The sequence below is a fragment of the Bacteroides sp. RTP21281st1_H5_RTP21281_210402 genome (assembly GCF_040918965.1).
In the GTDB taxonomy this organism is placed as follows: domain Bacteria; phylum Bacteroidota; class Bacteroidia; order Bacteroidales; family Bacteroidaceae; genus Bacteroides; species Bacteroides congonensis.
In genome coordinates this window covers 340,371-353,272 of the sequence record NZ_JBCOWR010000001.1, presented here as the reverse complement: position 1 = coordinate 353,272, position 12,902 = coordinate 340,371, and the positions used below count along the sequence as shown (strand labels likewise).

Here is a 12,902-nt window from a genome sequence, read left to right as displayed (position 1 = left end):
TGATGTGCTTTTTAGCTATCACTGCATTATATATTTAGAAAAGGGAATACTTATTTAAAAATATAATTATAAGAAGAAACATAACCTTTGCTGTTTATTGTACAGGTTTTCACATACTCATCAGCATCTAACACATATTCATAGGTTTCTTCATAGCTATTGTAACCGAATTTTTCTTTTTGTGATGCAATCAGATGTTTTGTGGGTTTTCCTAAGATTCCTGCGTAATATGCAATGTGAAGTTCTGCTTCCACATCAAGCCAGCCGTTATCAATCGGGAGGATTCCGCCTTTGTTTATATTTGAAGTATAGGTATATGTATATTGACTGTCATCGTAACTGAATGATAGTACGTCACCGTCATTTCGCTCTATTTCTATTATTTTCGCATCTTCTCCGTCACTTTTTTCTGTGATTTTGATTAGATAACCGTTTGTGTCATACTCGAAAGTATAATGCGTATTCCATACATCTTCATCTTCTTTAGTGACTAATATTGCAGATGTTGCAAAACCGTTTTCGTTTAAAGAATATGTACATACTTCACTGTCATTACCGTCTTGCCATGATATCCTTACTTGATTACCATATTCAATGGTATATTTATCTTCAAAAGTTTCTTTATTACTAATCTCATACTCACTATAAGAGATAAGCTTTCCGCTATTGTAGCTATACACATCTTTTTCTGTATAACCGTTGGTTGTCGATTCGCATTGAGTGATTCTTTTGCCTTCGAATATTGTTGGCAATGTTACTTCTTGCTTATCATCATCATTACCACAAGCCGTAAATCCGGCACAAATTACGAGGGTTAATCCAATTACAAATAAATTCTTCATTGATTTCATACTTTTAATGGTTTTATAGTTAATAAATAGTTCTTTGTTTATATTGATTGAGAAAATAACAACTCTTATTCTTCAATGATGTCACGAAACAATGACCAATAGTTTGTCTTTTTATAGGTAGCTAGTGAACCTTTTGGTATAAATAGCGTACAATGACTCATATAGTCATTTGACCAATATGAAATATCAGGAGGAGTTGTTCCTTTTAGGTGAATTTCCTGTAGCTTATTACAATCTTTAAATATATTAGATTCTATTTTATTTACATTTTGAGGAATAGTTATAGTTTCTAGACTGAGGCATCCTTCAAGGGCTGAGACAGATATCACATTAAGTGAGGTGGGTAAGTTGACTGATGAAAGATTGATACAATTTCTAAAAGTTCCATATTGTATTTCGGTGATACCTTCAGATATTGTTATTGTTGATAAGTTAGAGCATCCGTCAAAAGCAAACTGACCTATTGAATTTAATGAGTTGGGAAGGTTTATATTTGTAAGTGATTTGCAATTTTGGAATGCAAGAATACCTATTTTTTGCAAGGAATTATTGAAATGAATGGAGGCAAGTTCTTGGCAATTTTGAAAACAATAGTCTCCAATACTTAGTAAAGAACTAGGAAAAATTACAGATTTCAGACTTAAACAGTTATATAATGCTACATTATCTATTTCTTCTAATGCATTAGGTAGCTCTACAAAAGAAAGATTAGTAAGACTAGCTAATGAATACTTTCCTATACGTGTGCAGTCTTTAGGAAGATGGATGGTTTGTAATTTAGGGTATGAATAAGTAGAAAAAAAATAATCGGAAACTTCATTGTTTTCTGTATAATATTTTTTTGTTACTATTGCATACGGTTCACCACCTTCTACAATTTTCGCATCTGATAAATTTAATTTAAACAATGTTTTGCTTAATTCCTCTTTCAAATACAAGATGTCACTCCCGTTCAAATAGCCGGATAATGTTAAGTTTTCTATCTTGTTTTTTTCACAATCATTCATTAGCTTAGATAAAGTTCCGGCTTGTGTCACGTGGATTCGTTCCACATTTGTTTCAACGAATATATCAGACTCAATTTCATGATCATCGCTGCTGCATGCTATTATGTTTATACAAGTAATAGCAGTAAAAAATATTTTTTTTAATAAAGATAGGTGTTTCATGTTACATAATTTATTTATCATGGTTTAAGTTTTATCTCAATTTATTGATAAACCTCAGCGCATTGGTTGCTGTTCTGTTTATTTTATCTATATTCTTTTCTTTTTTCAAACTGGATATTGCTTTATCGCTTATGTTGTATACTTGATGCATATCGTGGGGAAGGCGATGGATTAAAACTCCGGCTTCATTCAGATAATCATTGCCGTTTATAAGTAATAAAATAAAGTTTTTGTCTGCAGAATAAGAAATAATACAGTGTTCCATAAATCCACCTGTAGATACTTCTTCTTTTGAAACTAATTTGATGGGAGGCAATTCTGTATTATCTTTTAATGTGAAAGTAACGGTTTGCTGTTCTACAAATACTTTTTTAATAGTTTGAATACAGTTTGAAGTCTTATAGCGTCTGTATCCTCCTCCTGCTGAAATTCTCATAATGTTCTTGTTAAGTACAGTTTTTATTAGTTCGTAGAATTTTTCTTTTTCATGACGGATGGAGTCTTGCAAGTGTTGCGCGATATCTTTTTCTTTCTGTATCTGCTTTGCATGCTCAATTTTTTTATGATAGTCATTATGCTTTTGTTGTGCTTCCATTTGTTCTTGTTTTATATTTAGTAACCGTGCTTCTATTAGTTCGTCAGATGTATTCGCATATGTATATGTTCGTTCTACCCATTCTGTCATTTCATTTTTATTGTATGTCTTCCGGCAAATCCAATTTTGATGCGAATCGTATATATATTTGTATGTTTTAGTGGTGATATGGTGTTCATCCTTATAGTTGATTGTTAGTCCAATTTCGCTATTCTTTTGTAGTATGTCACCATATTTATTATATTGATAGGTCGTTTGTGAAGCAGCAGAACCATTGCTTGCTCCTAAGTATAATATTGATTTTAGAGGTTGGTCTATTGAATTGTATTCTGTTGCAACGAGTATTCCACCTGTATTTTCAGTATGTTTCTTACCATTTTGAGTAATTATTTTTTTTGCGGACAATTCACCATTCCCGTTATAAGTTTCAATAGTGTTTTCAGCAGATGAGTAAGAGTATTTCACTTTCTGAGATAATGTTTTTTTGCTTGAATCCTTAAAGTCATAATCATAGGTGTTTGTCTCAATAAGTTTTCCATTTGCACCATAAATATATTCTGTTTGTTGTAGGGTGTCTTTTACTATTTCTTCTATATGGGTTTCTTTATCCAAGATAGTTTTGTCTCTTAGGATAATAATAGTATTGAGTTTAAGACTTTTGTCATAGATATAATGTATAATATCCTCTTTATTGGTTGTTTTGTCGTAGAAAGTTCTTTTTTCTATTTTATTTGCTGTTTTTCTATAGATATTACCATTTTCATCGTAAAATGTTCGACTATATTTGCTCGTATCTTGCTTAATATACTCTCCGAATTTAAACGCGAAATTGTAGTATGTTTCTGTCATGGATATAACATGCCCTTTTATTCTTTCTTTTTGTAGGTCAGTCTTCTGTGCCATTACAAAAACCGTGAAAATCAATAAAATAGTCGTAATAATAGTTCTCATAATTTTGAATTTTCATCCTCTAGTTCCTATAAGGACATTATAATAAAAAAGAAAACGCGGAACTGCGTGCTATTCATTGTTTTTGAAGGTCCTGAGAAAACCCGACACACTTATGAATAGACAGCAGACCCGCGCTGTTTAGCGCGAGAACCGCATATGTCATTCTTGTGTGTCGCGAAAATTTCTCAGGTTTTCAAAAACAAGAATGAAGCACAACGCTTCTTACAATAACTTTTCTAAAAAAACAAATGTATCGCTATACATACTTTCATTTCGCAAAAATAGCCATATTTTTTCTAAGAAGCAAATAAAATGTAAGGTCTTTATTGGAGACTCAAAATATTATCGTATCTTTGTCATCGGAGTTGCAAGTGAGCAATTTCATTTAATATATTATGCGCTATGAGCGTTAAGTATAGAAAAAGAAAAATCGTACTTCAATTCGACAAGGAGAATCCGTTGTCAAAGTACGTTGCTACTAATGTAGTTATTGGTAGTATCGGTTACAACAAACTCTGTGATGAAGTAAACCAGCGTACTGGGATGCATCGGGGCATAGTAGATGTTGTATTAAAGGGTGTCCAAGACACTATGATTTCTTTTTTAGAAGAAGGCTTTTCGGTAAAGTTGGGAGAGTTCGGGTCATTCCGTCCGTCCATTCAAGCCAAAAGCCAGGATAAAGAAGAAGATGTAGACTCGGACACAATATCTAGAGTAAAGATTGTTTTTACTCCGGGAAACAAATTTCAGCAGATGCTGGGTGGAGTGAGTAAAGAATCTTTCTTTAGTACGTCGAAAGATGGAGAGGAAGACAAAGGGAAACCCGATAATCCGGGTGGTGGTTCCGAAGATGAAACACCGGATCCTTCTGTTTGATCTTTTTTATTTATTTTAAGCTAAACGGATGAGGGAAACTGAAAAGATTCCCTCATTTTTTTTGTCATATTCGTCTGAAACCTTCCAAAACGCTGTTGGGCAATGGTGAAATCACGGTTGCCCAACGGTAAATTTGCCGTTGCCCAACCGTGATTTTATGGATAATGGCTATTTATTATCAAAATTGATGACATAATATATCTTATTGGCTTTTAATGATGTGTGTAGAATATTAACCGATTTATCAGTGAGGTTTCTATGAGAGAATTGTAGGATATAAATTGCGGAGAATAATCTTTTAACTTGCCATGATAAAGAGTTCTATTAAAAATATATATCTTTGCGAGACAGATGTTGATTTATAAAGGAAGCGAATATGAGCAATAAAATATATCCTATCGGTATTCAGAATTTTGAGAAAATTCGTAATGACGGTTATTTCTATATTGATAAAACAGCCTTGATATACCAAATGGTCAAGACGGGAAGTTATTATTTCTTGAGTCGTCCGCGCCGTTTCGGAAAGAGTTTGCTCATCTCTACCTTAGAAGCCTACTTTCATGGAAAGAAGGATCTGTTTGAAGGACTGGCAGTAGAAAAGTTGGAAAAAGATTGGATTAAATATCCTATATTGCATCTCGACCTTAATATCGAAAAGTATGACACACCGGAAAGTCTGGATAATATACTTGATAAATCGCTGACAGCGTGGGAGAAACTTTACGGTGCTGAGCCGTCCGAACGTTCGTTTTCCTTGCGTTTCGCCGGTATCATAGAGCGTGCCTGTAAATTGGCAGGGCAACGTGTGGTCATTTTGGTCGACGAATATGATAAACCTATGTTGCAAGCCATTGGTAATGAGGAACTTCAAAAACAATTTCGAAATACCTTGAAACCGTTCTATGGAGCGCTCAAAACAATGGACGGTTGCATCAAGTTTGCCCTTCTCACTGGTGTGACGAAGTTTGGCAAAGTCAGTGTATTCAGTGATTTGAATAATCTGGATGATATTTCAATGTGGAATGAGTACATCGAAATATGTGGTGTCAGCGAGCGTGAAATCCACGAAAATCTGGAAACGGAACTTCATGAATTTGCCGCAGCGCGAGGAATAACGTATGACAAACTTTGTGAAGAACTGAGGGAGTGCTATGACGGCTATCACTTTACGCACAATTCAATCGGCATGTACAATCCGTTCAGTCTGCTTAACGCTTTCAAACGCAAAGAGTTCGGTAGTTATTGGTTTGAAACGGGTACACCTACTTATTTGGTGAAATTACTGAAAAAACATCATTATGACCTGGAACGGATGACACATGAAGAAACCGACGCCCAGGTCTTGAACAGTATAGACTCTGAATCCACTAATCCCATTCCGGTGATTTATCAAAGTGGATACCTCACTATTGAGGGATATGATGAACGTTTTGGCATGTATCGTTTAGGTTTTCCCAACCGTGAAGTGGAAGAGGGTTTTATTCGTTTTTTACTTCCTTTTTATGCGAATGTAAATAAGGTGGAGTCCCCGTTTGAGATTCAGAAGTTTGTCCGTGAAGTGGAATCGGGAGATTATAATTCTTTCTTCCATCGCTTACAGAGTTTCTTTGCGGATACTACTTACGAAGTGATCCGCGACCAGGAATTGCATTACGAAAACGTGCTTTTCATCGTTTTCAAACTGGTTGGTTTCTATGTTAATGTGGAATATAACACGAACGACGGCCGCATCGACCTTGTCTTACAGACTGATAAGTTCATCTATATAATGGAATTTAAACTGAACGGCACGGCGGAAGATGCTTTGCAGCAGATTAATGACAAGCATTACGACCTTCCTTTCGAAATGGACGGACGAAAGGTCTTTAAAATCGGCATAAACTTCAGTGCGGAAACCCGTAATATCGAGAAATGGATAGTGGAAGAAAAATAGATAGTATAAAGTACCATATCTTTTGTTAGCATTTAATGACATGTGCGGAATATTAACTGCTTTGTATTTCTTGTGTCGGAAATAAAAGTTCACTGCCTTCTTTCATAATTCGGAAAAAAGTGCGAAATTTGCAACGCTTTTCAAGTTTGACAAGAAACTTACTAACACCTTTAAATAAAAAATTAAAGAAAATGACTAAAAGTGCATTGCAAATCGCAAGGGCTGCTTATCAGCCCAAACTTCCGAAAGCATTGGCATCAGGAGCCGTTAAAGCTGTAGCAGGTGCTGCTACACAGTCCGTAGCCGATCAGGAAGCTATCAAAGCATTATTCCCTAACACGTACGGAATGCCGTTAATTACATTCGAAGCTGGTGAGACTGTGGCTCTTCCTGCTATGAATGTGGGTGTAATCCTTTCAGGTGGACAAGCTCCCGGTGGACACAATGTAATCTCAGGTTTGTTCGATGGTATCAAGAAACTGAATCCGGAAAACAAATTGTATGGTTTCATCCTGGGCCCCGGCGGTCTGGTAGACCATAACTATATGGAACTGACTGCTGACATCATCGACGAATACCGTAACACGGGTGGTTTCGATATCATCGGTTCAGGACGTACGAAACTGGAAGCTGAAAGCCAGTTTGAAAAAGGATTTGAAATCATCAAGGAGCTGGGCATCAAGGCGCTGGTTATCATTGGTGGTGACGACTCTAACACAAATGCTTGTGTATTGGCTGAATACTATGCTGCGAAGAAGTATGGTGTACAGGTAATCGGTTGCCCGAAGACTATCGACGGTGACTTGAAGAACGATATGATTGAAACTTCTTTCGGTTTCGATACGGCTTGCAAGACTTACGCAGAAGTAATCGGTAATATTCAACGTGACTGTAACTCTGCACGCAAATACTGGCACTTCATCAAATTGATGGGTCGTTCGGCTTCTCACATCGCACTGGAATGTGCTTTGCAGGTACAGCCTAACGTATGTATCATCTCTGAAGAAGTTGAAACAAAAGATATGTCTTTGGATGATGTAGTGACATACATCGCTAAAGTGGTAGCAGACCGTGCTGCACAGGGACACAACTTCGGTACAGTATTGATTCCTGAAGGATTGGTTGAGTTCATCCCGGCTATGAAACGTCTGATTGCTGAATTGAACGACTTCCTGGCTGCTAACGCAGAAGAATTCGCTCAAATCAAGAAGTCTCACCAACGTGATTATATCATCCGCAAACTTTCTCCGGAAAACTCTGCTATCTACGCAAGTCTGCCGGAAGGTGTTGCCCGTCAGTTGACGTTGGATCGTGACCCGCACGGAAACGTTCAGGTATCATTGATTGAAACAGAAAAACTGTTGTCTGAAATGGTAGCTACCAAGTTGGCTTCCTGGAAAGAAGAAGGTAAGTATGTAGGTAAGTTTGCTGCACAGCACCACTTCTTCGGTTACGAAGGACGTTGCGCTGCTCCGTCAAACTTCGATGCTGACTACTGCTACTCCTTGGGTTACACAGCTTCTATGTTGATTGCTAACGGCAAGACTGGTTACATGTCTTCTGTACGTAATACGACTGCTCCTGCTGCCGAATGGATTGCAGGCGGTGTGCCTATCACGATGATGATGAACATGGAACGTCGTCATGGTGAAATGAAGCCGGTTATCCAGAAAGCATTGGTGAAACTGGACGGTGCTCCTTTCAAGGCATTCGCTGCACAACGTGACCGTTGGGCTGTTGAAACGGATTATGTATATCCGGGTCCGATTCAGTACTTTGGTCCTACAGAAGTTTGCGACCAGGCAACCAAGACTTTGCAGTTGGAACAAGCTAAATAAAAGATACTTTTCAGAGCGGTTGTAATAAAACAGTTGCAATGAAAGTTTTTCCAGGCACGGATTACGCAGATTAACACGGTTTTTTAGTTATTCTATTTCTTATAAACCGTGTATTCCGTGTAATCCGTGCCTATCTCTAAATATTTATCATTTGAAGTAAATGCCGCCACGCAACAACCCGATGTCTGCCGTACAGAAGAAAAAAACTGTTTCTACTACCCGAAAGAAAGGAACGGTTTCTTCTTCCAAATCTCCCCGTACCCCGAAAAAGGTACAAGCGAAGCATAGTCATGCTATGCCTGTTTGGCTTCGCAATATCTTGGCAGTGATGATTGTCGGTTGTTTCTCCATTGCTTTTTATTATTTCTTTATCCGTCCTTATGCTTACCGTTGGAAACCTTGCCACGGATTAAAAGAATATGGCGTCTGTATTCCGGCAGGATATGATATTCACGGAATTGATATTTCCCATTATCAGGGAAAAATAGACTGGCCGAAACTCCGGCAGAACAAAGAGACGGTGACTCCTTTGCACTTTGTCTTTATGAAGGCGACGGAAGGCGGAGACCATGGCGATACTACTTTCTCGGCTAACTTTGCCAATGCCCGTAATCACGGATTTATCCGGGGAGCCTATCATTTTTATATTCCGAGCACGGACGCTCTGAAACAGGCGGACTTTTTTATCCGTACGGTGAAACTGGATACAGGCGACTTGCCCCCTGTACTCGATGTGGAAGTGACCGGACGAAAAGAAAAAGCAGAATTGCAGCAAGGCATCAAACGCTGGCTCGACCGTGTGGAATCTCATTACGGAGTGAAGCCGATTCTTTACACTTCCTATAAATTTAAGACACGTTATCTGGACGATTCCATTTTCAACGCATATCCTTACTGGATTGCCCATTACTATGTTGACTCCGTGAGGTATCAGGGCAAGTGGGACTTTTGGCAACATACGGACGTGGGGAATGTCCCCGGAATCGAGGAAGATGTCGACCTGAATGTATTCAACGGTACATTGGAAGACCTGAGAAAGCTGACAATTAAATAACAGGGTATTTCCTTTCCAAACAACTTATCTCTTCTCTCATTTGTTATAATCGTATTATTACTTAAAAAAAATACGATTATGAACTTTGATATAGCTATTATTGGCGGTGGCCCTGCCGGTTATACGGCCGCCGAAAGGGCAGGGGCAAACGGATTGAAAGCCGTTCTTTTCGAGAAGAAAGCAATAGGTGGAGTATGTCTCAACGAAGGATGTATCCCTACTAAAACTTTGTTATATTCTGCTAAAATACTGGATAGCATAAAGACTGCTTCCAAGTATGGCGTTTCCGCCGAATCTCCTTCTTTCGATTTGTCCAAAATCATGAACCGTAAAGATAAGACGGTGAAAATGCTGACAGGGGGCGTGAAGATGACTGTAAACTCTTATGGGGTGACAATCGTAGAGAAAGAAGCCTTCATCGAAGGAGAGAAAGACGGATTGATTCGCATCACTTGTGACGGCGAGACTTACTTCGCCAAATATCTGCTGGTCTGTACAGGTTCTGATACGGTGATTCCCCCGATACCGGGATTGTCGGATGTCAGTTACTGGACTTCCAAAGAAGCGTTGGAAATAAAGGAACTTCCCAAAACTCTGGTTATCATTGGCGGCGGAGTGATTGGGATGGAATTTGCTTCTTTCTTTAACAGCATGGGCGTAAAGGTGCATGTTGTGGAAATGATGCCCGAGATTCTAGGGGCAATGGATAAGGAAACGAGTGGTATGCTCCGTACCGAATACACCAAACGCGGAGTTACTTTCTACCTGAATACGAAAGTGGTGGAAGTGAAACCGGATGGAGTCGTGATAGAGAAAGACGGGAAAACTTCTACCATTGAAGCGGAAAAAATATTGCTTAGCGTAGGCCGTAAGGCAAACCTGTCCGGCGTAGGACTGGATAAACTGAACATCGAACTCCTGCGTAACGGAGTGAAAGTGGATGAACATCTACAGACTTCCCATCCCCATGTATATGCTTGCGGAGATATTACGGGATATTCCTTATTGGCGCATACCGCCATCCGTGAAGCGGAAGTTGCCGTCAATCACATTCTGGGAGTTGAAGACCGGATGAATTACGATTGTGTGCCGGGCGTGGTCTATACCAATCCCGAAGTTGCAGGAGTCGGAAAGACCGAAGAAGAACTGATAAAACTGGGACTTCCTTATCGTGTCTCCAAATTGCCAATGGCTTATTCAGGGCGATTTGTAGCGGAGAATGAGCAGGGCAACGGACTTTGCAAGCTGATTCAGGATGAAGAAGGAAAAATCATCGGTTGTCATATGTTGGGAAATCCTGCATCGGAACTCATCGTGATAGCCGGCATCGCCATTCAGAGAGGATATACGGTGGAAGAATTTCAAAAGACCGTATTCCCGCATCCTACGGTGGGAGAGATTTATCACGAGATTATGTTTTAATTCTTATCCCGGCCAGTCTATGATTCGATGTATATATAGTCCGTTTACTGATATTTATTTTCACTTGGCAGCAGAAGAGTATTTGTTAAAGCAGGGAAACGATGATATTTTTATGCTTTGGCAGGATACTCCCTCTGTGGTGATAGGTAAACATCAGCGTCTGCGGTCGGAAGTGGATACGGAGTGGGCAGAACAGGAACAGATACATATTGCCCGCCGCTTTTCGGGCGGAGGGACGGTGTATCATGATTTGGGTAATGTCAATCTGACTTTTATCGAAACAGCGCCGCGCCTGCCTGAGTTTATCACTTATCTTCAGCGGACATTGGACTTTTTGGCATCCATCGGTGTAATGGCAAAGGGGGATGAACGGCTCGGTATCTATCTGGATGGAATGAAAATATCGGGGAGTGCACAATGTGTACATAAAGACAGGGTTCTGTATCATTGCACTTTGCTTTATGATACCAATCTTACGGTACTGAATAAGGTCTTGAACCCGGAACTGCCAGGCGATGACGGATCTCTATCCTCTGCATATGCCGTTCCATCCGTTCGGAGTGAAGTGACCAATATCCGTAAGCACTTGTCAGTAGGAACTGTGGACGATTTTAAAGAAAAGGCTTTCCGGTATTTCAGCAAATCGCAAATGGTCAGTTCATTCAGTGGTGAAGAGATTGTGGCTGTCAATCAGCTTCGGAAAGAAAAGTATGTTCAGAAAGAGTGGATATATAATCGTTGAAATATAAGTTATGTTTATCAGCGTCCGGTTAAAAATACCTTAACATAAAACTTTCTATTTCAGCCCATTGTTCTATTATATCAAGGTTGAATAAATAAATTTACTGTCTATGTCAAGATTCGAAATAAAAATGCCCAAGTTGGGCGAGAGTATAACCGAAGGGACAATCGTCTCCTGGTCTGTAAAAGTGGGTGATATGATTCAGGAAGACGATGTTCTTTTTGAAGTAAATACTGCTAAAGTAAGTGCCGAAATACCTTCTCCGGTAGCGGGAAAGGTAGTCGAGATTTTATATAAAGAAGGGGATACCGTTGCGGTAGGTACAGTTGTAACCATTATTGATTTGGATGGTGAAGGCGCTGCCGAAGGGGAAACTACCCATGAAGAAACTGTAAAAGAAGAAGTTCCCGCAAGTCAGTCTCCGGCTCAGCAGGAAGTTGTCAAACCGGTTGTCGCCGAGGAAGAGCGTTGGTATTCGCCGGTCGTGATTCAACTCGCAAGAGAAGCGAAGATTCCAAAAGAAGAACTGGACTCCATACAGGGAACCGGTTACGAAGGACGATTGAGCAAGAAGGATATAAAAGATTATATCGACAAGAAGAAAAGAGGTGTCAGTGGGGATTCCAAACCGTCAGCACCCGTTGCTGCTCCTGCTGCAAGCAAACCGTCGGTTGCTGCTGCTTCCGCACCGGCAAGCCCGAAATCTTCTCCGGCCGCTCCGGCTGAGTCCAAATCATCCGCTCCTGTCACTATGCCGGGTGTAGAGGTGAAAGAGATGGATCGTGTCCGCCGGATTATAGCCGACCATATGGTTATGTCTAAGAAAGTATCTCCGCATGTCACTAATGTGGTAGAAGTAGATGTCACCCGTTTGGTGCGCTGGCGCGAAAAGAACAAAGACGCTTTCTTCCGTCGCGAAGGTGTCAAGCTGACTTATATGCCCGTGATTACGGAAGCCGTAGCGAAAGCATTGGTAACCTATCCGCAGGTGAATGTATCGGTAGACGGATACAATATTCTTTTCAAGAAACATATCAATGTGGGTATTGCCGTTTCTTTGAACGATGGAAATCTGATTGTGCCTGTGGTACACGATGCCGACCGTCTGAATCTGAACGGACTGGCTGTTGCCATTGATTCCCTGGCCCTGAAAGCGAGAGATAACAAGCTAATGCCCGACGACATTGACGGCGGTACATTTACCATCACTAACTTCGGTACATTCAAGAGTTTGTTCGGTACGCCGATTATTAATCAGCCCCAGGTAGCTATCTTGGGAGTAGGCTATATCGAAAAGAAACCTGCCGTCATAGAAACCCCTGAAGGCGATACGATTGCTATCCGTCATAAGATGTACCTTTCCCTGTCTTACGACCATCGGGTAGTGGACGGAATGTTGGGAGGTAATTTCCTGCATTTTATAGCCGATTACCTGGAAAACTGGAAAGGTTGATAACTGATTGTTTCATTC

General features: G+C 39.8%; 10 protein-coding genes. 7 read left to right on the top strand and 3 right to left on the bottom strand.

Annotation, left to right across the window (positions count from 1 at the left end; translation table 11 throughout):
- Positions 1 to 50: 50 nt before the first annotated feature.
- The 3 genes from AB5443_RS01505 to AB5443_RS01495 all read right to left on the bottom strand — a co-directional run bounded on the left by AB5443_RS01505 (position 51) and on the right by AB5443_RS01495 (position 3,566).
- Positions 51 to 851 (bottom strand): DUF4595 domain-containing protein, encoded by an 801-nt coding sequence (locus AB5443_RS01505; protein ID WP_283139943.1) that lies wholly within the window; start codon positions 849 to 851, stop codon positions 51 to 53.
- A 65-nt stretch (positions 852 to 916) separates the two neighbouring features.
- On the bottom strand, positions 917 to 2,020 hold the full coding sequence (locus AB5443_RS01500) for a leucine-rich repeat domain-containing protein (RefSeq protein ID WP_285948824.1): 1,104 nt from the start codon (positions 2,018 to 2,020) through the stop codon (positions 917 to 919).
- A gap of 31 nt (positions 2,021 to 2,051) precedes the next feature.
- On the bottom strand, positions 2,052 to 3,566 hold the full coding sequence (locus AB5443_RS01495) for a hypothetical protein (RefSeq protein ID WP_277130792.1): 1,515 nt from the start codon (positions 3,564 to 3,566) through the stop codon (positions 2,052 to 2,054).
- 402 nt (positions 3,567 to 3,968) lie between these two features.
- Between AB5443_RS01495 and AB5443_RS01490 the strand changes: the two genes are divergently transcribed.
- The 7 genes from AB5443_RS01490 to AB5443_RS01460 all read left to right on the top strand — a co-directional run bounded on the left by AB5443_RS01490 (position 3,969) and on the right by AB5443_RS01460 (position 12,884).
- The gene (locus AB5443_RS01490; protein ID WP_277130790.1) at positions 3,969 to 4,442 is read left to right on the top strand and encodes an HU family DNA-binding protein; all 474 of its coding nucleotides are present in this window, start codon (positions 3,969 to 3,971) and stop codon (positions 4,440 to 4,442) included.
- A 376-nt stretch (positions 4,443 to 4,818) separates the two neighbouring features.
- Positions 4,819 to 6,375, top strand: a complete 1,557-nt coding sequence (locus tag AB5443_RS01485) for an ATP-binding protein (protein ID WP_277130788.1) — start codon at positions 4,819 to 4,821, stop codon at positions 6,373 to 6,375.
- A 191-nt stretch (positions 6,376 to 6,566) separates the two neighbouring features.
- Positions 6,567 to 8,213, top strand: coding sequence for a diphosphate--fructose-6-phosphate 1-phosphotransferase (locus AB5443_RS01480; protein WP_277130786.1), 1,647 nt, complete (start codon positions 6,567 to 6,569; stop codon positions 8,211 to 8,213).
- A 160-nt stretch (positions 8,214 to 8,373) separates the two neighbouring features.
- Positions 8,374 to 9,267: a glycoside hydrolase family 25 protein gene (locus tag AB5443_RS01475; protein WP_277130785.1), complete on the top strand. Its 894-nt coding sequence runs from the start codon at positions 8,374 to 8,376 to the stop codon at positions 9,265 to 9,267.
- A gap of 78 nt (positions 9,268 to 9,345) precedes the next feature.
- Entirely contained in the window at positions 9,346 to 10,689 is a 1,344-nt protein-coding gene (gene lpdA, locus AB5443_RS01470; RefSeq protein WP_277130783.1) for a dihydrolipoyl dehydrogenase, read from the top strand.
- A gap of 19 nt (positions 10,690 to 10,708) precedes the next feature.
- The gene (locus AB5443_RS01465; protein ID WP_288361676.1) at positions 10,709 to 11,431 is read left to right on the top strand and encodes a lipoate--protein ligase family protein; all 723 of its coding nucleotides are present in this window, start codon (positions 10,709 to 10,711) and stop codon (positions 11,429 to 11,431) included.
- 109 nt (positions 11,432 to 11,540) lie between these two features.
- Positions 11,541 to 12,884, top strand: a complete 1,344-nt coding sequence (locus tag AB5443_RS01460; RefSeq protein WP_368113067.1) for a dihydrolipoamide acetyltransferase family protein — start codon at positions 11,541 to 11,543, stop codon at positions 12,882 to 12,884.
- Positions 12,885 to 12,902: the final 18 nt, after the last annotated feature.